Consider the following 20452-nt stretch of genomic DNA (forward strand, 5'->3'; position numbering starts at 1 on the left):
TGGTGTCACCCTCACCCTTCCCATCGGCTGCGCCGATGGGCCCCTTCCCTCTCCCGCCGGGAGAGGGAGGGAGGCGCGAAGCGCCGGAAGGGTGAGGGTGAGACGGAAATTGCAGCATCACCCCAGCGCGTCGATCATCGGCTGGGTGATGAGGCACACGCCCTTGTCGGTGCGGCGGAAACGGCGGCCGTCGAGTTCGGGGTCCTGCCCGACGATCAATCCGTCGGGGATCACCACGCCGCGGTCGATCACCACGCGCGACAGTTCTGCCCCGCGCCCGATCTTGCAGTAGGGCAGCACCACCGCCTCATCGAGCGAGGAATAGCTGTGCGCCCGTACCCCGGTCGACACCAGGCTGCGATGGATGTTGGAGCCGGAGATGATGCAGTCGCCCGCCACCAGGCTGGACACCGCCTGTCCACGCCGCCCGTCGAGGTCGTGGACGAACTTCGCGGGCGGGGTCAGCTCGGCATAGGTCCATAGCGGCCAGGCGCGGTCGTAGAGGTCGAGTTGCGGCACCACATCGGTCAGGTCGATGTTCGCCTCCCAATAGGCATCGACCGTGCCGACGTCGCGCCAATAGGCCGCGGGCTCGTCGGGCGAGCGGACGCAGCTGGCGGAGAAGCGGTGCGCGATCGCCTTCCCGCCCTTCACCAGATGCGGGATGATGTCCTTGCCGAAGTCGCGGCTCGACCCCTCCGTCCCCGCGTCGCGCTTCAGCTCCTCGATCAGCACGCGGGTGTGGAAGACGTAGATGCCCAGGCTGGCGAGCGCGACGTCGGGCTGGCCGGGGATCGACGGCGGGTCGGCGGGCTTCTCGACGAAATCGACGATGCGGTCCTGCGCATCGACGTGCATCACGCCGAACGCGCTCGCCTCCAGTCGTGGCACCTCCATACAGGCGACGGTCACGTCGGCACCGCTGTCGCAATGCTGGCGCAGCATGATCTCGTAATCCATCTTGTAGATGTGATCGCCCGCCAGGATCACCATATATTCGGGCGCGATATCCTCGATGATGTCGATATTCTGATAGACCGCGTCGGCGGTCCCTTCATACCATTGGAATTCGCTGATGCGTTGCGAGGCGGGAAGGATGTCGAAGCTCTCGTTACGTTCCGGACGCAGGAAGTTCCAGCCGCGCTGAAGATGCCGGATCAGCGAATGCGCCTTATATTGCGTCGCGACGCCGATGCGGCGAATACCCGAATTGAGCGCATTGGACAGCGCGAAGTCGATGATCCGACTCTTGCCGCCGAAATAGACCGCCGGTTTCGCCCGCGTATCGGTAAGTTCCTTCAAGCGGCTGCCGCGTCCGCCGGCCAGCACATAAGCCATGGCGTCGCGCGCCAGCGGCTGACCCTTGCGTTCGTCCACGTGGCTCTCTCCCTATCAACTCTTTACAATTATGAAATTACGGTTAACGTCGGAACTGCAACGAAGGCATTACGTTGAAAAACAACGCCTTCGGGTGAAAAACGCACGAGAGGATGTACGATGCAGGTCGCCCGCGCCACTTCCGATAGCCTGGTCCGCGGACTGGCCGCCGCGGTGCCGCCGTCGATCCTCGCCTGGGCCGCGATCCTGCTGCTGGCGCGCAACTTCTTCTGATCGATATCACAGGCGGCGCGGGTAGCGCCGCGGGCCAACCGGTTCGTAGCCGCCGCGTCGCGGCTCATTCTTCCCATTCCAGCATCAGCGTCGCGAGCGGCGGCAGCGTCACGTCCGCCGCACCACCGCGTGCCACGACGCCGCCCAGATTGCCCAGACCCGAGCCCCAATAATCCTGCGCGTCGGAATTGACGATCTCGCGCCAGCGACCGTCGTGCGGCAGCGGCACGCGATACGGCATCCGCGCCACCGGCGTCATGTTGACGATCACCGCGATCGGCGCCGCACCGGGCGCCTTGCGCAGCCAGACGAACACCGAATTCTCTGCATCGTCGGCGACCAGCCATTCGAATCCCTCGCCCTCGCAATCGCGCGCGTGGAGGGCGGGCTTCTCGCGGTAGAGGCGGTTGAGATCGCGCACCAGCTTGCGCACGCCGTCGTGCGAGGCGGAATTGGTGAGCGCCCAGTCGAGCGCGCGCTCCTCGCTCCACTCGCGACGCTGTGCGAACTCCTGCCCCATGAACAGCAGCTTCTTGCCGGGATAGCCCCACATCATCGCGTAATAGGCGCGCAGATTGGCGAATTGCTGCCAGTCGTCGCCCGCCATCTTGGTTAGCAGCGATCCCTTGCCGTGGACGACCTCGTCATGGCTGAGCGGCAGGACGAAATTCTCGTCGAAGGCATAGACCAGGCCGAAGGTGATCGCGTCGTGGTGATGCTTCCGGTGGACCGGCTCGCGCGCCATGTACTGGAGCGTGTCGTGCATCCAGCCCATGTTCCACTTGAACCCGAAGCCCAGCGACGTGCGCGGCCCGTCGTCGAACGCCGGCGCGCTGACGCCCGGCCAGCTGGTCGATTCCTCCGCCACGGTGAAGACGCCGGGATGCTCGGCATAGACCGCGCGGTTTGTGGCGCGCAGGAACTCGACCGCCTCCCAATTCTCGCGCCCGCCCTCGTCATTGGGGATCCATTCGCCCGCCTTGCGCGAATAGTCGCGGTACAGCATCGACGCGACCGCATCGACGCGCAGCCCGTCGACATGATAGCGCTCGGCCCAGAACAGCGCGTTGTTGACCAGGAAGGACGACACCTCGCGCCGCCCGAAATTGTAGATCGCGGTGCTCCAGTCGGGGTGGAAGCCGAGCCGCGGATCCTGATGCTCGTAGAGCGCGGTGCCGTCGAACCGCGACAGGCCGTGCGCATCGACCGGAAAATGCGCCGGCACCCAGTCGAGCAGCACGCCCAGCCCGGCGCGATGCGCGCCGTCGACGAAGCGCGCAAACCCCTCGACATCGCCGAACCGCGCGCTGGGGGCGTAGAGGCCGGTGGTCTGATAGCCCCAGCTGGGGTCGTAGGGATGCTCGCTGATCGGCAGGAATTCGATATGGGTGAACCCCATCTCGACCACATAGGGGATCAGCCGGTCGGCGAGCTGGTCCCAGCTGAGGAACCAGCCGTTCTCGTCGCGGTCCCATGATCCGGCGTGCACCTCGTAGATGCTGACGGGAACGCGGCGCGGATCGACCGTGCCCCAGGCGGCGCGATGATCGGCGTCGCCCCATTCGTGCGCCAGCGGCGCGGTGGTCAGCGAGGCGGTCTTGGGGCGCAGTTCGGTGGCGAAGGCATAGGGATCGGCCTTGAGCGGCTGAAGCGCGCCATCCGCGCCGACGATGGCGTATTTGTACGCGCGGCCGGCGCCGATGTCGGGCAGGAAGATCTCCCACACGCCGGTGTCGCCGCGCCGCCGCATGCCGTGGCGGCGCGCGTCCCAGTCGTTGAAGTCGCCGACCACCGCAACGCGGCGCGCATTGGGCGCCCAGACCGCGAAGTGGACGCCGCTGGCGCCCTCATGCTCGATCAGGTGCGCGCCCAGTTTGTCGTAGAGGCGGCGGTGCGTCCCCTCGTTCATCAGGAAATCGTCGGTCGGCCCCAGCACGGGGCCGAAGCTGTACGGATCGCCGACCCACCATTCCGCCCCGCCCCCGTGCGCGCGGTAGCGCAGCGGCTGGCGTTCGCCCGCGATCACGCCCTCGAACAGCCCCGCCGCGTCGACCCGCGCGAGGTCGCCGAGCGGCTCCCCCGTCAGGTCGTGCGCCGTCACCGTCTCCGCGCCCGGGATCCACGTCCTGGCGAACAGCCCCGCCGGACCCGCGTGCGCGCCCAGCAGCGCGAACGGATCATCGCTGGTGCCGTCGAGCAGCGCGCGGATCGCGGGCGCGGCGGGCGTCACATCACGCCCCAGATCTCGCGCGCATATTCCGCGATCGTGCGGTCGGAGGAGAACCAGCCCATGTTGGCGACGTTCAGCACCGTCGACCGGCGCCATCCCGCGGTATCGGCCCAGCGCGCGTCGACGTCGCGCTGCGCGGCGGCATAGGCATCGAAGTCGGCCGCGACCATGAACCAGTCATGGTCGTACAATCCCGCCATCAGCCCGCGGTAGCGCCCCGGATCGTCGGGCGAGAACACGCCGGACGCGATCGCATTGACCGCCTGCGACAGCTCCGCCGACCCCTCGATCACGGCGCGCGGGTCGTAGCCGCCGGCGCGCTTGGCCGCGACCTCGTCCGCGGTCAGGCCGAAGATGACGATGTTGTCGTCGCCGACATGATCCTTGATCTCGATATTGGCGCCGTCGAGCGTCCCGATCGTCATCGCGCCGTTCAGCGCGAACTTCATGTTGCCCGTGCCCGACGCCTCCATGCCCGCCGTCGAGATCTGCTCCGACAGATCGGCCGCCGGCACCATCTTCTCCGCCAGGCTGACGTTGTAATTGGGGACGAACGCGACCTTCAGCAGCCCGCCGATCGACGGGTCCGAATTGACGCGCCGCGCGACGTCATTGGCCAGTTTGATGATCAGCTTGGCATTGTGATAGCTCGACGCCGCCTTGCCCGCGAACAGCTTCACCCGCGGCGTCCACTCGCGCTCGGGATGGCTGCGGATCTGGTCGTACAGCGCCACCGTCTCGATGATGTTGAGCAATTGGCGCTTGTATTCGTGGATGCGCTTGATCTGGACGTCGAACAGCGCGTCGGGGTCGATCCGCAGACCCATCGTGTCCTTCAGATGATCCGCCAGCGCCACCTTGTTCGAACGCTTGATCGCGGCAAAACGCTCCGTGAAACCAGCATCCTGCGCGAACGGCGCCAGCGCGGACAATCCCGCGGCGCCATCCAGGAACGCGTCGCCGATCGCCTCGCGGATCAGCGCGGTCAGCCCCGGGTTGCACTCCTGCAACCAGCGGCGCGGCGTGATGCCGTTGGTCTTGTTGTTGATGCGATCCGGATAAAAACGGTGCAGGTCGGCGAAGACGGTCGACTTCATCAGCTGCGTATGCAGCGCGGCGACGCCGTTGACGCTGTGCGAGCCGGCGAACGCCAGATTGGCCATCCGCACGCGCCGCTCCCCGCCCTCGTCGATCAGGCTGACCGCGGCGATCACGCGATCGTCGACGCCGGGCTGCTTGCGCAGGTCGCGCAGCAGCTTCGCGTTGATCGCATAGACCAGTTGCATGTGGCGCGGCAGCAACCGCTCGAACAGCGGCAGCGGCCAGCTTTCCAGCGCCTCGGGCAGCAAGGTATGGTTGGTATAGCCGAACGTCTTCTGCGTGATTCCCCACGCCTCGTCGAAGCCGAGGCCGTGATGATCGATCAGCAGCCGCATCAGCTCCGCGACCGACACCGCGGGATGCGTGTCGTTGAGCTGGATCGCCGCCTTGTCGGGCAAGGTGCGGATATCGCCGAAATACTGGACGTGGCGGCGCACGATGTCTTGGATCGACGCGGAGGAGAAGAAATACTCCTGCCGCAGCCGCAGCTCCTGCCCCGCGGCGGTGGAATCGTTGGGATAGAGCACGCGCACCAGCGTCTCCGCGCGCAGCTGATCCGCCAGCGCGGCCTGGAAATCGCCGCGGTTGAACGCATCCAGCTTCAGCGGATCGAGGCTGAGCGCGGTCCACAGCCGCAGCGTGTTGACGCGCTTGCCGCGCCAGCCGACGACGGGCGTGTCGACCGCGGTCGCCTCCACCGCCTCGGCCGGCTTCCAGTGGACGTGCCCCTGCTCGGTGCCGGTCACCTCGCCACCGAAGCCGACGAAATAGGCGCTCTCGCGCCGCTCGAACTCCCACGGATTGCCGTGCGCCAGCCACGTCTCGGGCAGTTCGGTCTGCCAGCCGTCGTCGATCCGCTGGCGGAACATGCCGTTCACATAGCGGATGCCATAGCCATAAGCGGGCAGGTCCAGCGTCGCCATGCTCTCCATGAAGCATGCCGCCAGCCGGCCGAGGCCGCCATTGCCCAGTGCCGCGTCCGGCTCGATCTCCTCCAGCTCGGGCAGGCTGACGCCCAGCTGCGCCAGCGCCTCCGCGATCGCCTCGCGCTTTTCCCAATTGGCGAGCGTATCGCGCAACAGGCGGCCGATCAGGAATTCGAGGCTGAGATAATAGACCCGCTTGGCGCCCGCGGCGTGCGTCGCCTTGGTCGTCTCCATCCACCGCTCGATGATCTCGTTGCGGACGGTGAAGATGGTCGCCGCGAGCCAGTCGTGCGGGCGGGCGGCCTGCTCGTCCTTGCCGATGCGGTGGACCAGGGTGTCGAGGATCGCGTGGGCGAGCGGGCTCCGCTCGCGGACGTTGGTCTGCGCGTTCACTAAAGTCCCCCCGATGATGCAGCGCAACCTAGACGCGCCGCGGGCGCTTTGTCACCTGCCGTGCTTACGTATATGTACGGTGAACAGCGCCAGCCCCAGCACGCTGAGCAAGGCACCCGCGACGACGCCGGTGTCGGCGGGCGTGGGCGATGGCGCGGCGGCCGCGGGCGCCGCCGGCGCGGAGGCGGGTGCGCGCATCCGGTACAATTGCACGTCCAGCGTCGCGCCCAGCAGAAAGGCATAGGCGCTGAGCCACAGCCACGTCAGCAGCACCACGATCGCGCCGAGCGAGCCATAGGTCGCGCCGTAATTGCCGAAATTGGCGACATAGACGCCGAAGCCGGTGGTCGCCGCCAGCCACACGACGGTCGCCAGCACCGCGCCGGGCGTCCCCCAGCGCAGCCGCGCGCGCGGGCGATAGGGCGCGAAGCGGAACAGCAGCGACGCGCCGGTCACCGCCACCGCGGTCATCAGCAGATAGGTGGCGACGCCGATCGCGCCGCGCACCACGCCGGGCGCCCAGGGGATCAGGCTGCCCAGAAACGCGACCAGCGTACTGGTGCTCAGCCCCAGCAGCATCAGCACCACCCCGCCCGCGACGACCGCGAAGGCGGTGAGCATCCAGATCAGATAGTTGCGCTGGTCCTTCACCTCATAGGCGACGTTGAGCGCGGTCATCATCGCGGTCGCCGCGCGGCTGCCGCCATAGATCGCGATGGCGAGCGCGATGACGAGACCCAGACCCTTCTTCCCCTCGCTGCCCGACACGACCATGTCGAGCTGCTGCCCGATCAGGCTGGCGGCGTCGGACGGCAGCAGGTCGAACAGCGAGCGGATATTGGCCTGCACCGTGGCCGCATCGGCGACGAGGCCATAAGTGAGGACGGTCGCCGCCAGCAGCGGCGCGATCGAGGAGAAGGCGTAGAACGCCGCCCCGGCCGAGATCAGCCCGAGATTGTCGTCATCGGCGGCGGCATAGGCGCGCCGGAGCGCACCCCACCAGTCGCCACGGAAAGCCCGCCAGAAGTCGGCAGAGGAGATATTCGCCCGCATTACAGCGCCTAACGCGGGAATGCCGGACGGGGTCCGCGGGGGTTGGAGGTTCGCGCCCTCGCCACACGCGCACCGTCACCCCGGGCTTGACCCGGGGTCCAGGGTACCGGGCGCCAACGACGGTGAGATGCGCGGAACCCTGGATGCCGGGTCAAGCCCGGCATGACGTAGGGGGCTGTCGCAGAGGTCCGCCTCTCCGGCGACGTGCGCGAAAAAGCGGGACCCCGGATAAGGTCCGGGGTGACGAGGCGGCGGAGGTTCGCGTCACTGCCCCAAGCGTACCGTCACCCCGGGCTTGACCCGGGGTCCAGGGTACCGGGCGCCAACGACGGTGAGATGCGCGGAACCCTGGATGCCGGGTCAAGCCCGGCATGACGTAGGGGGCTATCGCAGGGGTCCCGCCTCTCCGGCGACGTGCGCGAAGGAGCGGGACCCCGGATCAAGTCCGGGGTGACGGGGCGGCGGAGATGTGCGCGCTCTCCCGACGCGCATCGTCACCCCGGGCTTGACCCGGGGTTCATCCCTCCATCAACGCGGCGTTCGCGGCGCCATGGATGCCGGAACACGTCCGGCATGACGGTGGGCAAGACGCCTAGACCGTGAAGCTTTCCCCACAACCGCACGCGCCCTTGGCATTGGGGTTGTCGAACACGAACCCGGCGGTGAAATCGTCCTCGACCCAGTTCATCGTCGAGCCGATCAGGTACAGGATCGACGCGCCATCGACGTACAGCGTGCCGCCGGGCGTCTCGATCTTCTCGTCGAAGCCCTGCGCCTCGGTCACATAGTCGACCGAATAGGCCAGCCCCGAACAGCCGCGCCGCGGCGTCGACAGCTTCACGCCGATCGCGCCCTCCGGCGCCTTCGCCATCAGATCGGCGATGCGCGCCTCGGCGGTCGGGGTCAGGTTGAGCGCGGCCGGGCGCGCGCGGACGGTCGTCGCCATCACAGCATCCCCAGTTCGAGTTTGGCGTCGTCCGACATCTTCTGCGGATCCCATGGCGGATCCCAGACGAGGTTGACGTCGGCGAAGGCGATGCCGGGAACGGACGCGACGCGCATCTCCACCTCGCCGGGCATGGATTCCGCGACCGGGCAATGCGGCGTCGTCAGCGTCATCGTCACCGCCGCATGGCCGTCCTCGGTCACCTCGACATTGTAGATCAGCCCCAGGTCGTAGATGTTGACCGGGATTTCCGGGTCGAAGATGTCCTTGAGCGCGTCGATCACCGCCTCGTACAGCGCGCCGCCCGGCTCGTGGCCCTTGAGGTCGGCGGCGGGTTTCTGCGCCAGGAAGCCCGACAGATAATCGCGCTTGCGCTCGAACGTCTCGGCAGGTGTCTCCACCGCATCCGATACCTGCGCGCGTGCGGGCTTTTCCACCGCGTCGACTTCCTCGACCCTGATCGGCTCGCTCATCCGAAGATCCTCATCACCCGTTCCATACCCGCCGCCAGCGCGGCCACGTCGTCCGGCCCGTTGTACACGCCGAAGCTCGCCCGCGCGGTGGCCTCCACCCCCAGCGCCGCCATCAGCGGCAGCGCGCAATGATGGCCGGCGCGGATCGCGACGCGATGCTCGTCCAAGATGGTGCCGATGTCGTGCGGATGCACCCCCTCCACCGCGAAGGAGACGATCCCGGCGGCATCCTCCGGCCCAAACAGGCGCACCGAATTGATCCGCGACAGCACGGCGCGCGCCTCGCTGACCAACGCGGTTTCGTGCGCGTGGATGCGTTCCAGCCCGATGCCGGTGACATAGTCGATCGCCGCCGCCAGCCCCAGCGCGCCGACGATATGCGGCGTCCCCGCCTCGAACCGCGTCGGCGCGGGCGCGTAGGTGGTGCGGTCGAACGACACGCGATCGATCATCGATCCGCCGCCCTGATACGGCGGCATCGCGTCGAGCAGTTCGGCGCGCGCCCACAGCACGCCGATGCCGGTCGGGCCGTACAATTTATGCCCGGAAAAGACGTAGAAATCGCAGCTGAGCGCAGCGACGTCGACTGGCAGCCGCGCGACCGCCTGACAGCCGTCGATCAGGATCCTCGCGCCGGCCGCGTGCGCGATCTCGGTCGCCCTGGCGACGTCGAGGACGGCGCCGAGCACGTTCGACACATGCGCCAGCGCGACCAGTTTGTGCGCGGGCGAGATCATCGCCGCCATCGCGTCGAGGTCGATGCGATGGTCCGCGGTCAGCGGCACGACATCGATCGCGGCGCCGCTGCGCTCGGCGACCATCTGCCACGGCACGATGTTGCTGTGATGCTCCAGCTGCGACAGCAGGATGCGATCGCCCGCCTTCAGCTGCGTGCCCGCGAAACTGTGCGCGACGAGGTTGATCGCCTCGGTCGCGCCGCGGACGAAGACGATCTCGTCCGGTTGCGCACCGATGAAGCGTGCGGTGGTGGCGCGCGCCGCCTCATAGGCCAAGGTCATGTCGGCGGAGCGCTGGTACACGCCGCGATGCACGGTGGCGTAGGTCTCGGCATAGCCGCGGGTGATCGCGTCGATCACCGGGCGCGGCTTCTGCGAGGTGGCGGCGGTGTCGAGATACGCCCAGCCGGCGGGGATGGCGGGGAAGTCGGTGACGAGGTCGAGGGGGGCGTCTGTCCCTCTCCCGATGGGAGAGGGAGGGAGCGGCGAAGCCGCGGAAGGGTGAGGGTGATCGAGGCTGGTCACGCGCCCTCACCCTTCCCACTCGGCTTCGCCGAGCGGGTCCCTTCCCTCTCCCGCTGGGAGAGGGACTGTTCCAGCCACGCATCCGCGTCGGCCAGAAACGCGTCGCGCACCACCTCTTCCCCGATCCGCTCCAGCGCATCGGCCACGAAGGCGCGCGTCAGCAGCGCCTTGGCGCGCGCCGCCGGGATGCCGCGGCTCTGCATGTAGAACAGCGCGCGCGCATCCAGCTCGCCCACCGTCGCGCCATGCGCGCACTTCACGTCGTCGGCGAAGATCTCCAGCTCGGGTTTCAGGTTCACCGTCGCGGTGCGGTCCAGCAGCAGCCCGCGCAGCGATTGCTCGCCATCGGTCTTCTGCGCGTGGCGCGCCACCTCGACCGCGGCGGCGAGGCTGGCCTGCGAGCGATCGGCCGCGACCGCGCGCCACAATTGGTGCGACTGGCCGTTGGGTTCGGCGTGGCGGACGCGCACCGCGCATTCCTGCTTCACGGTGTCGCGGGTCAGCAGCGCGCCGCCATATTCGGCATAGCCTCCCTCGCCCGCCAGCGTCAGCGCGGCATCGATGCGGACGCCCTGCCCGCCCGCGGCCAGCACGGTGGCGACACAGCTCGCCCCCTCGCCCAGCTCGATCTCGTCGCGGGTGGAGACGAAGCCCGCTCCTTGCGTCATCCGCACCGCGCGCATCAGCCGCCCCGAGCGCCCCAGCCGCACGCGCGTCGCGCGGTTGGACCAGCCCGCACCGACGAACGTCTCGACCACGCGCGCGGAGGCCTCGTCCGCCAGCTCGATCGCGGCGGCGACGTGATTCTCGGCGCCGGTCGCGACATGGACGACCTGCACCGGGTCGGCGACCGCCTGCGCATCCAGCCGCAGCGTCCAGCCGCGCGTCGCGCGGCGGCCGAGCGGATGATCGCCCGCGGCAATATCGCCGATGGTGACGCGGTGGAGATCGCTGGCGTCCTCATCCAGCACGCCATCGACGAACAGCAACCTGGCGCCCGGCAGGTCGAGGAACTGCGCCTCGGGGCGCGCGACCGGGGCCAGCGCGGCGGCGGCGGCAAGCGCCCCCATGTCCGCCCAGCGCCACGCTTCCTCGCGGGTGGAGGGGAGATCGAGGACGGTCATGCGTGGCTTCCCATGATGAGTTCACGCGAAGACACGAAGACGCGAAGAGGGTTCGCGCAGAGACGCAGAGGCGCAGAGAGGTCGCGCCCTGCCGCGCCAGCGGCTCTCCACATCATCGCGCGCGATGGTGAAAGCGCGCTGCCGCGCGCGCGCCCTCTCTGCGCCTCTGCGTCTCTGCGCGAATACAATTTCTTCGCGTCTTCGCGGCGTCGCGTGAACATCATCACGCCGCCACCTCGGCATAGCCCTGCCGCTCCAGCTCCAGCGCCAGCTCCGCCCCGCCCGACCGCGTGATACGGCCATCCGCCAGCACATGCACCCGGTCCGGCTTCACGTAGTCGAGCAGCCGCTGATAGTGGGTGATCAGCAGCACCGCCTTGTCCGGGCGCCGCATGATGCGGTTGATGCCGTCGCCGACGATGCGCAGCGCGTCGATGTCGAGGCCGCTGTCGGTCTCGTCCAGGATCGCGAAGGCGGGGTCGATGATCCCCATCTGCACCATCTCGTTGCGCTTCTTCTCGCCGCCGGAGAAGCCGACGTTGACCGGGCGCTTGAGCATGTCCTGCGCCAGCCCCAGCCCATCCGCCTGCGCGCGCGCCAGCTTCAGGAACTCCGCGCCCGACAGCGGCTTCTCAGCCCGGATGGTGCGCTGCGCGTTCAGGCTCTCGCGCAGGAACTGGACGTTGGAGACGCCGGGGATCTCGACCGGATATTGGAAGCCGAGGAACACGCCCGCGGCCGCGCGCTCGTGCGGTTCGAGGTCGAGCAGGTCGATCCATTCACCGTCACCCCGGACTTGATCCGGGGTCCCGCTATCTTCGCCCGCGTTGGAGGAGCGGGACCCCGGCTCAAGGCCGGGGTGACGAAGGAAGTGGATGCTGCCTTGCGTGACCTCATAGCCCGGGCGGCCGCCCAGCACATAGCCAAGCGTCGACTTGCCCGCGCCGTTCGGCCCCATGATCGCGTGGATCTCGCCCGCATTCACCTCGAGCGAGAGGCCCTTGAGGATTTCCTTGCCGTCGATCTCGGCGTGAAGGTTTTCGATTTTAAGCAAGCGCTTCGTTCCTAGTTATAATCTCGAGAGCTAAGCGGACGTGTTCCCCACGCTCGTTAAGAATGAGGCCTGAACCACCAAAGCGACCACCGTACCTAATGTAGCCTATAGTGGCTAAGCGCTTCCTTCTGAGCGCGCCGGCAGCCTCAGTTATATCCGCTACTGATGACGACAGCTTCTCCGACAAAACACCATAATGGAAAGAGCTTGTTCGCGTACAAAGAAGGATGATGCGCCGTTGTAAGAATGGCAACTTCAATGCCAAATCAACCGCCTCTTCATCCGTCATCCGACACTCCCCTCAAGCGAGATCCCCAGCAACTTCTGCGCCTCGACCGCGAACTCCATCGGCAGCTGTTGCAGCACCTCGCGCGCGAAGCCGTTGACGATCAGCGCCACCGCGGCTTCCGCATCCAGTCCGCGCGACATGGCGTAGAAGAGCTGGTCCTCGCTGATCTTGCTGGTCGTCGCCTCATGCTCGATCTGCGCGCTCGGGTTGCGCACCTCGATATACGGCACGGTATGCGCGCCGCACTGGTCGCTGAGCAGCAGCGAATCGCACTGGGTGAAGTTGCGCACCCCCTCCGCGGTGGGCGCTACGCGCACCAGCCCACGATAGGTATTGTCCGACCGCCCCGCCGAAATGCCCTTCGACACGATCGTCGAGCGCGATCCCTTGCCGAGGTGGATCATCTTGGTGCCGGTATCCGCCTGCTGGCGGTTGTTGGTCACCGCGACGGAGTAGAACTCGCCGACGCTGTTCTCCCCCGCCAGCACGCACGACGGATATTTCCAGGTGATCGCGCTGCCGGTTTCCACCTGCGTCCACGACACCTTGCTGTTCCGCCCCTGGCACAAGGCGCGCTTGGTGACGAAATTGTAGATGCCGCCGACGCCATTCTCGTCGCCGGGATACCAGTTCTGGACGGTCGAGTATTTGATCTCGGCATCGTCCAGCGCGACCAGTTCCACCACCGCAGCGTGCAGCTGGTTCTCGTCGCGCATCGGCGCGGTGCAGCCCTCCAGATAGGAGACATAGGCGCCCTCGTCCGCGACGATCAGCGTGCGCTCGAACTGGCCAGTATTCTCGGCATTGATGCGGAAATAGGTCGACAACTCCATCGGGCAGCGCACGCCCTTGGGCACATAGACGAACGTCCCGTCGGAGAAGACCGCGCAATTGAGCGTCGCAAAATAATTGTCGCGCTGCGGCACCACCTTGCCCAGCCATTTGCGGACCAGATCGGGATATTCGCGGATCGCCTCGCTGATCGAGCGGAAGATGACGCCCGCTTCCTCCAGCTCCTTTCGGAAGGTCGTCGCCACCGACACGCTGTCGAACACCGCGTCGACCGCGACCTTGCGCGCGCCCTCGACCCCCGCGAGCACTTCCTGCTCCGCGATCGGGATGCCCAGCTTCTCGTAAGTACGCCGGATCTCGGGATCGAGTTCGTCCAGCGACGCGATCGTCTTCTTCGCCTTGGGCTCGGCGTAATAATAGGCGTCCTGATAGTCGATCGGGGGCACATTCAGCTTGGCCCAGTCGGGCGCCTCCATCGTCTGCCACAGGCGGAACGCCTTCAGCCGCCAGTCGAGCATCCATTCCGGCTCGTTCTTCTTGGCGGAGATATAGCGGACGGTATCCTCGTTCAGCCCCTTGGGCGCGAAGTCCTGCTCCACCTCGGTGGCGAAGCCCCACTCATATTTCTTCGCGACGGCCGCATGAGCCTCTGCGTTCTTCGTGGCCATCGTTATGCCTCAACTTCCATCGGTTCGCGCGCGGGCGCTTCCGCCGCCAGCGACGCCAGCGTCACCCCGGCGAGCGCGCCGCGCACCGCCTGGTTGACCGCATTCCAGTGCGGCTTCACGCGGCAATTGCCCGCGATGCCGCAATCGTGATCGCCCGCGTCGACGCACGACGTCATCGCGATCGGCCCCTCCACCGCCTCGACCACGTCCGCCAGCGTGATCGTGGCGGGCGGACGCGACAGGCGGATGCCGCCGCCGGTGCCACGCGTGCTGTCGATCAGCCCCGCCGCGGCCAGCCGGCTGACCAGCTTCTGCGCGGTGGGCAGCGGCACGCCCGTCTCCTCCGCCAGCAGCGTGGCGTTCATCCGCGCCAGACCGCCGCAATGCCGCGCGGCGGCGACGAGCATCACCACGGCATAATCGGTCAGGCTGGACAGGCGCATGTGTTGCGAGCCACTCTCAAATCGGATCGGATCGTTCCGATTGCAGATGGTCGTTCGCGCGTGCGAAATCAACCGCCGATCTGGGCGCGCGTGTCGTGGCGCAGGGAGGTGGCGGGGAGCAGGCGACAAAAGAAGGCCCGCCGATCGCTCGACGGGCCTTGGAAGTAAAGAACTTCCAAACGGAAGCCCTTCGGGTCGCAGAAAGGTGCAAACAGGATTTGTTCCACGAAATATTGGATGGATCGCGCGCCACGCATACCTTTTCTTACAAAACGCGTCAGGTTGGCGCAGCGCATGTGCCAAAGTGGGTCAGGGGTTGATCTTGAGACGTACCGCCGACAAGCCGTGGCGCGATGAGCTTTCCGCTGCGCCCCGCCCTGTTCGCCCTCGATCCCGAACGCGCGCATCGCGTGACGCTAGGGGCATTGTCCGCCTGGGGACGGGCCGGCTGCCCCTTCGCGGGCGATACGCCGCGGCTGGCGACGACGGTGGCGGGCATCGCCTTTCCCAACCCGGTCGGTCTGGCCGCGGGGCTGGACAAGGACGCGACCGCGATCGCCGGGCTGAGCGCGCTGGGCTTCGGCGCGGTCGAGGTCGGCACGCTGACACCCAAGCCGCAGCCGGGCAATCCGACGCCGCGGCTGTTCCGGCTGGCGGAGGATCGCGCGGTCATCAACCGCATGGGGTTCAACAACGGCGGGCTGGCGGCGGGCGTCGCGCGCGCCGCGGCGGCGCGTCGACACGATAGCGCGGTGCTGGGCATCAACGTCGGCGCGAACAAGGATGCGACCGATCGCGTCGCCGATTATGTCGCGGGGGTCACCGCCGCGGCGCCGGTGGCGGACTATATCACGATCAACGTCAGCTCCCCCAACACGCCGGGGCTGCGCGATCTGCAACAGGGCGCGGCGCTGGCCGAACTGCTCGCCGCCTGCATCGCCGCGCGCGGCACGACGCCGCTGTTCCTGAAGGTCGCGCCCGATCTGGACGCCGCGATGATCGACGGCGTCGCGCGCGCCGCGATCGATGCGCGGGTGGATGCGCTGGTGATGGGCAACACCACCATCTCGCGCCCGCCGCTCGCCAGCCGCCACGCGGGCGAGACCGGCGGCCTGTCGGGCGCGCCGCTGCGCGATCTGGCGCGCGCGCGGCTGTCCGACCTGCGCCGCGCGACCGGGGCGCAGGTGCCGCTGATCGCGGCGGGCGGGATCGACAGCGGCGCGGAGGCCTATGCGCGGATCCGCGCCGGGGCGAGCCTGGTGCAGGTCTATTCCGCATTGGTCTATGAAGGGCCGGGCTTGCCGCGGCGGATCGTGGCGGAACTGGCGGCGTGCCTGGCGCGCGACGGCTTCGCGACGGTGGCGGAGGCGGTGGGCGCATAACTGCTGCGTCACCCCGGGCTTGACCCGGGGTCCCGCTTACTGGGCCACGCTGGAAAAACAGCGGGACCCCGGCTCAAGGCCGGGGTGACGGATATGCCGAATGACAACGCGTTACGGCTTGCGCCCTCTACCCGCGGCGGTAGGTTCGCGCGCGATGAAGAAGCTGTTCGCGTTCGCCCTCCTGTTCCTCCTGCCGGCCTCCGCCCTTGCGCAGGGTGTCGTCTCCGCCGCTGATCCGCGCGCCACCGCCGCGGGGCAGGAGATGCTGCGCGCCGGCGGCAGCGCCACCGACGCCGCGATCGCGATGCTGCTGGCGCTCAACGTCGTCGAGCCGCAATCGAGCGGGATCGGCGGCGGCGGGTTCATCGTCCATCACGGCGGCAAGACCGGCGTGCTCAATACGATCGACGGACGCGAGACCGCCCCCGCCGCCGCCCGCCCCGACCGTTTCCTGGGCACCGATGGCAAGCCGCGTCCGTTCATCGAGATCTGGCCCGGCGGCTATTCGGTCGGCGTCCCCGGCTCGCTGCGGCTCGCCGAGCGCGCGCACCGCAAATGGGGCAAGCTCGCCTGGGCGCGACTGTTCGAACCGGCGATCCGTCTGGCGGATCAGGGCTTCGTGGTGAATGCGCGCCTTGCCGGATCGCTCCAGCAGGTGGCGCCGGTGTGGAAGGACTTTCCCGCGATGCGCGCGCTCTACTGGCGCGACGGCACGCCGCTGAAGGAGGGCGTCACCTTCCGCAATCCCGCGCTGGCCGCGATCCTGCGGCGCATCGCGGCGGAGGGGCCGGAGGCCTTCTACGCCGGCGACAATGCGCGCGCGCTGAGCGAGGCCGTGACCCACGCGCCGAAGAACCCGGTGCCGCTGACCGAGGCGGACCTCGCCGGCTATCGCGCCAAGGATCGCGCTGCGATCTGCGGCCCGTATCGCCAGTGGACGATCTGCGGCATGGGGCCGCCCTCGTCGGGGGCGCTGACCGTGTTGCAGGTGCTGGGCATGGTGGAGCGTTTCCCGCTCACGACATGGGGCAAGGACGATGTCCGCTCGTGGCAGGTGATCGGCGAGGCGATGCGGCTCGCCTATGCCGACCGCGACCTGTACCAGGGCGACCGCGACTTCGTGGAGGTGCCGGTCGCCGGGCTGATCGACCGCGCCTATCTGAAGCGCCGCTCCGCGCTGATCTCCGTGGCGAAGGCGCGCGGCATCTATGAGGCGGGATCGCCGCCGGGCGCGCCCGCGCGCACGCCCGCCACGCCGGGCGAGGTCGCGGGCACGACGCATTTCGTCGCGGTGGACGACGACGGCGACGTGGTCAGCTGGACCAACACGGTCGAGAGCGCGTTCGGCAGCCAGCTGACCGCCAACGGCTATGCGCTCAACAACGAACTGACCGACTTCAGCCATGCGCCCGCGGACGCCGGCTATCTGGTCGCCAACCGTATCCAGCCGGGCAAGCGTCCGCTGTCGTCGATGGCGCCCACGATCGTCTATGACGCCGCGGGCAAGCCGGTGTTCGCGGTGGGCGCCGCGGGCGGGCGGACGATCATCATGCAGGTGGCCAAGACGCTGATCGCGCATTTCGACTGGGGCCTGTCGGCGCAGGATGCGATCGCGCTGGGGCAATTGTTCTTCGACAAGGACGGGCTGGTGGTCGAACAGGGCACCGGGCTGGAGGCGATGAAGGCGCCGCTGGAGGCGCTGGGGCAGCATGTCGCGGTCGCGAAGCTGGGGCTGAAGGCGAATGCGGCGGAGAAGCTGCCCGACGGCCGCTGGACCGGCGCCGCGGACCCGCGCAGCCCGGGTAACTCGTTGCAGCAATAGCCCTTCGTTCGAGAAGTGGCAGCCCCTCGATACGCCGTCTCGGCAAGCTCGACGGCTACGCGGGACGAACGGTCGGGGTTGGTAGGCTGATGACGTGACCCACCCTCCGTTCGCCCTGAGGAGAGGCTGAGCTTGTCGAAGCCTCGTCTCGAAGGGTATGCGCTAACCATGTGCTTCGAGACGGCCTCTCGACTTCGCTCGATGCCTCCTCAGCACGAACGGTAAGGCGGTTCGCAACGAAACCGCGGGAGAGGCAATGCGCAGGCTCGAACATTTCCCCAATCTGGTCACGATGTTCTTCCTGCGCGCCGCGCAGATGGGCGATGCGCCGTTCCTGTGGAGCAAGCGTGACGGCGCATGGCACGCGATCTCGTGGCGCGAGGCGGCACAGACGGTCGCGCGGCTCGCCACCGGATTGCGCGGGATCGGGCTGGAACGCGGCGATCGCGTGATGCTGGTGAGCGAGAACCGGCCGGAATGGTGCCTGTCCGATCTCGCCATCATGGCCGCGGGGTGCGTCACCGTCCCCACCTACACCACCAATACCGAGCGCGACCACGCGCACATCATCGAGAATTCGGGCGCGAAGGCGGTGATCGTCTCCACCGCGAAGCTCGCGCGCGTGCTGATGCCCGCGATCCTGCGCTCGATCCGGCCGCAGATGCTGATCGGGATCGACGCGATGCGGCTGGGACAGGCGGCGATCGACGTCCACGACTGGCAATCGCTGATCGACGGCAACGAGGCGACCGTGGAGCAGGTCGCCGCACAGGCCGATTTCGTGCGCGGCGACCTCGCCTGCATCATCTACACCAGCGGCACCGGCGGCGCGCCGCGCGGGGTGATGCAGCATCACGGCGCGATCCTGCACAATGTCCGCGGCTGCGCCTCCGCGATCGCGGAGGATCTGGGCTGGGGGGACGAGGTGTTCCTGTCGTTCCTGCCGCTCAGCCACGCCTATGAGCATACCGGCGGGCAGTTCGTGCCGATCGGGATGGGCGCGCAGATCTATTATGCGGAGGGGCTGGAGAAGCTGGCCGCCAATATGGAGGAGGTGCGCCCGACGATCATGTTCGTCGTGCCGCGCCTGTTCGAGGTGTTGCGCACCCGGATCAGCAAGGCGATCGAGAAGCAGGGCGGGATGCCGGCGAAACTGCTGCGCCTCGCGCTGGAGGTGGGGATGAAGCGCGCCGCGGGCACGCTGCGGCTCACCGATCGCCCCGCCGCTTTGGTGGTCGATACCCTGTTCAAGCCGAAGATCGCGAAGAAGTTCGGCGGGCGGATGAAGGCGATGATCTCCGGCGGGGCGCCGCTGACGCCGGAGGTGGGGCTGTTCTTCCAGTCGCTGGGCGTCACCTTCCTGCAAGGCTATGGCCAGACCGAGGCGGCGCCGGTGATCTCGTGCAACCGCCCGTCGCGCGGCATCCGCATGGACAGCGTCGGCCCGCCGCTGGATGATACCGAGGTGCGCATCGCCGAGGATGGCGAGATACTGGTGCGCGGCGAGCTGGTGATGCACGGCTATTGGCGCAACGAGGCGGAGACGGCGCGCGTCCTGAAGGACGGCTGGCTCCACACCGGCGACATCGGCGAGATTGACGCGGCGGGCCGGATCGCGATCACCGATCGCAAGAAGGACCTCATCATCAACGACAAGGGCGACAATATCGCGCCGCAGAAGGTGGAGGGGATGCTGACCCTCCAGCCCGAGATATCGCAGGCGATGATCGCGGGCGACCGCAAGCCGCACATGGTCGCGGTGCTGGTGCCCGACGCGGAATGGACCGCCGAATGGATCGCGGCGAACGGCCGCGCCAAGGGTGCCGCGCTGGGCGAGGACGCGGACTATCGTGCGCGGTGCAGGCCGCGGTCGACCGGACGAACAAGGATTTGTCGGTGATCGAACGCATCCGCCGCTGGATTCCGCGGACGAGCCGTTCACGATCGAGAACGAACAGCTGACCGCCGAGTTTGAAGATCCGGCGGCATATGCTGCGGCGGGTGTATGGGGAGCGGCTGGACGGGTTGTATCGGGGGTGACTCCCGTCGCCCCAGCGCAGGCTGGGGCCTTTCGCGGCCTTGTCCCGCCCATCACCGGGAGATGCCAGCCTACGCTGGCATGACGGGAGTGGTCAGAGTGCGGTCGAACAGATCGTCCCAACCCGGGTTCGTCCGCTCGATCAGTGCGATCTTCCAGTCGCGTTTCCATGCCTTCAACGCCTTCTCGAGTGCGATTGCGAGCTGTATGTCGTCATGCGGTTCGGCCAGCACCAATGTCCTGATCCCGTACCGTCGGCAAAAGGCGGAACCGACATCGCGGCGATGCTGGTCGACCCGTTCCGCAGACGCGCGGTCCACGCCGATGTAGAGCATTCCGCGCGGCTTGCTCGCCATGATGTAGGTCCATCCGCCGCGCATGGAGGCAGGCTATGCGCAGACGGGAATGAACGCCATCCCACGAACGTCGCCCCGGCGGACGCTGGAGCCGGTGGCTCCTGTAGCGCCGATCCAGCCTGCGCTGGGATGACGTGTGCGGCAGATACCGATTATCAGCGCACGTCGCCCCTGCGAAGGCAGGGGCCTTCCGCGGTTCCTGTCACGTCCGCCACCGGGAGATGCCAGCCTTCGCTGGCATGACGTTAGAGGGCAAAGGGCTATTTCGCGGTACCCGCCCCCTTCGGCACCACCGCCATCGTCCAGTCCTTGTCCGGGCGCAGGTATTTCACCGCGACCGCCTGCAGCGAGGCCGGGGTGATGCCGGTCATGTCGCCGACGATGCTGCGGCTCGCCTCGATCCGCATCGGGTCCAGCGTCGCGCCGGAGGTCTGGATCAGCCAGAACTGATTTCCCCGACGAGGCGCGCGCCATATATTGCAGCATCGG

The 20452-nt window shown here is 67.8% G+C and carries 15 protein-coding genes and 1 pseudogene; 3 read left to right on the forward strand and 13 right to left on the reverse strand.

Annotated elements, in window-relative coordinates:
• Nucleotides 1–117 precede the first annotated feature (117 nt).
• The 11 genes from glgC to PGN14_RS09130 form a co-directional block, all read right to left on the reverse strand.
• Nucleotides 118–1377 (reverse strand): glucose-1-phosphate adenylyltransferase, encoded by a 1260-nt coding sequence (gene glgC, locus PGN14_RS09080; RefSeq protein WP_335299162.1) that lies wholly within the window; start codon nt 1375–1377, stop codon nt 118–120.
• Between the two features lie 298 nt (nt 1378–1675).
• The gene (glgB, locus tag PGN14_RS09085; RefSeq protein ID WP_335299163.1) at nt 1676–3841 is read right to left on the reverse strand and encodes a 1,4-alpha-glucan branching protein GlgB; all 2166 of its coding nucleotides are present in this window, start codon (nt 3839–3841) and stop codon (nt 1676–1678) included.
• Nucleotides 3838–6261, reverse strand: a complete 2424-nt coding sequence (locus PGN14_RS09090; RefSeq protein WP_335299164.1) for a glycogen/starch/alpha-glucan phosphorylase — start codon at nt 6259–6261, stop codon at nt 3838–3840. Before PGN14_RS09090 ends, glgB begins: the two co-directional genes overlap by 4 nt.
• A 51-nt stretch (nt 6262–6312) precedes the next feature.
• On the reverse strand, nt 6313–7314 hold the full coding sequence (locus PGN14_RS09095; protein ID WP_335299165.1) for a YihY/virulence factor BrkB family protein: 1002 nt from the start codon (nt 7312–7314) through the stop codon (nt 6313–6315).
• A 592-nt stretch (nt 7315–7906) separates the two neighbouring features.
• Entirely contained in the window at nt 7907–8260 is a 354-nt protein-coding gene (locus PGN14_RS09100) for a HesB/IscA family protein (protein ID WP_335299166.1), read from the reverse strand.
• Nucleotides 8260–8733, reverse strand: coding sequence for an SUF system Fe-S cluster assembly protein (locus PGN14_RS09105; protein WP_335299167.1), 474 nt, complete (start codon nt 8731–8733; stop codon nt 8260–8262). The genes PGN14_RS09100 and PGN14_RS09105 overlap by 1 nt, the downstream gene beginning before the upstream one ends.
• Nucleotides 8730–9938 carry a cysteine desulfurase gene (locus PGN14_RS09110; protein WP_335299208.1) on the reverse strand — a complete coding sequence of 403 codons (1209 nt, stop codon included), beginning with the start codon at nt 9936–9938 and terminating at the stop codon, nt 8730–8732. Before PGN14_RS09110 ends, PGN14_RS09105 begins: the two co-directional genes overlap by 4 nt.
• Before the next feature lie 53 nt (nt 9939–9991).
• On the reverse strand, nt 9992–11119 hold the full coding sequence (locus PGN14_RS09115) for a SufD family Fe-S cluster assembly protein (protein ID WP_335299168.1): 1128 nt from the start codon (nt 11117–11119) through the stop codon (nt 9992–9994).
• A gap of 223 nt (nt 11120–11342) precedes the next feature.
• Complete coding sequence (gene sufC / locus PGN14_RS09120; RefSeq protein WP_335299169.1) at nt 11343–12173, reverse strand: Fe-S cluster assembly ATPase SufC; 831 nt, start codon at nt 12171–12173, stop codon at nt 11343–11345.
• 285 nt (nt 12174–12458) lie between these two features.
• Nucleotides 12459–13922 (reverse strand): Fe-S cluster assembly protein SufB, encoded by a 1464-nt coding sequence (sufB, locus tag PGN14_RS09125; protein ID WP_335299170.1) that lies wholly within the window; start codon nt 13920–13922, stop codon nt 12459–12461.
• A 2-nt stretch (nt 13923–13924) separates the two neighbouring features.
• Nucleotides 13925–14365 carry an SUF system Fe-S cluster assembly regulator gene (locus tag PGN14_RS09130; RefSeq protein ID WP_335299171.1) on the reverse strand — a complete coding sequence of 147 codons (441 nt, stop codon included), beginning with the start codon at nt 14363–14365 and terminating at the stop codon, nt 13925–13927.
• Nucleotides 14366–14718: 353 nt separating this feature from the next.
• Between PGN14_RS09130 and PGN14_RS09135 the strand changes: the two genes are divergently transcribed.
• From PGN14_RS09135 to PGN14_RS09145, 3 genes and pseudogenes are all read left to right on the forward strand, one after another.
• The gene (locus PGN14_RS09135) at nt 14719–15747 is read left to right on the forward strand and encodes a quinone-dependent dihydroorotate dehydrogenase (protein WP_335299172.1); all 1029 of its coding nucleotides are present in this window, start codon (nt 14719–14721) and stop codon (nt 15745–15747) included.
• A 154-nt stretch (nt 15748–15901) separates the two neighbouring features.
• On the forward strand, nt 15902–17569 hold the full coding sequence (ggt, locus tag PGN14_RS09140; RefSeq protein ID WP_335299173.1) for a gamma-glutamyltransferase: 1668 nt from the start codon (nt 15902–15904) through the stop codon (nt 17567–17569).
• 256 nt (nt 17570–17825) lie between these two features.
• A pseudogene (locus PGN14_RS09145) lies at nt 17826–19609 on the forward strand (AMP-dependent synthetase/ligase).
• A gap of 69 nt (nt 19610–19678) precedes the next feature.
• Here the strand turns inward: PGN14_RS09145 and PGN14_RS09150 are convergent.
• Together PGN14_RS09150 and PGN14_RS09155 are read right to left on the reverse strand one after the other, a co-directional pair.
• The gene (locus PGN14_RS09150; RefSeq protein WP_335299174.1) at nt 19679–19987 is read right to left on the reverse strand and encodes a GIY-YIG nuclease family protein; all 309 of its coding nucleotides are present in this window, start codon (nt 19985–19987) and stop codon (nt 19679–19681) included.
• 236 nt (nt 19988–20223) lie between these two features.
• On the reverse strand, nt 20224–20452 hold a 229-nt coding region (locus PGN14_RS09155; RefSeq protein ID WP_335299175.1), incomplete at its 5' end, for a hypothetical protein.

This window comes from Sphingomonas adhaesiva, assembly GCF_036946305.1.
Taxonomy (GTDB): Bacteria; Pseudomonadota; Alphaproteobacteria; order Sphingomonadales; family Sphingomonadaceae; genus Sphingomonas; species Sphingomonas adhaesiva_B.

Excerpts from the sequence above, each read along its gene's own strand:
- PGN14_RS09135 (WP_335299172.1), top strand. The coding sequence starts at position 14,719 with ATGAGCTTTCCGCTGCGCCCCGCCCTGTTCGCCCTCGATCCCGAACGC.
- PGN14_RS09095 (WP_335299165.1), bottom strand. The coding sequence starts at position 7,314 with ATGCGGGCGAATATCTCCTCTGCCGACTTCTGGCGGGCTTTCCGTGGC.
- ggt (WP_335299173.1), top strand. The coding sequence starts at position 15,902 with ATGAAGAAGCTGTTCGCGTTCGCCCTCCTGTTCCTCCTGCCGGCCTCC.
- PGN14_RS09100 (WP_335299166.1), bottom strand. The coding sequence starts at position 8,260 with ATGGCGACGACCGTCCGCGCGCGCCCGGCCGCGCTCAACCTGACCCCG.
- PGN14_RS09115 (WP_335299168.1), bottom strand. The coding sequence starts at position 11,119 with ATGACCGTCCTCGATCTCCCCTCCACCCGCGAGGAAGCGTGGCGCTGG.
- sufB (WP_335299170.1), bottom strand. The coding sequence starts at position 13,922 with ATGGCCACGAAGAACGCAGAGGCTCATGCGGCCGTCGCGAAGAAATAT.
- PGN14_RS09150 (WP_335299174.1), bottom strand. The coding sequence starts at position 19,987 with ATGCGCGGCGGATGGACCTACATCATGGCGAGCAAGCCGCGCGGAATG.
- PGN14_RS09130 (WP_335299171.1), bottom strand. The coding sequence starts at position 14,365 with ATGCGCCTGTCCAGCCTGACCGATTATGCCGTGGTGATGCTCGTCGCC.
- PGN14_RS09105 (WP_335299167.1), bottom strand. The coding sequence starts at position 8,733 with ATGAGCGAGCCGATCAGGGTCGAGGAAGTCGACGCGGTGGAAAAGCCC.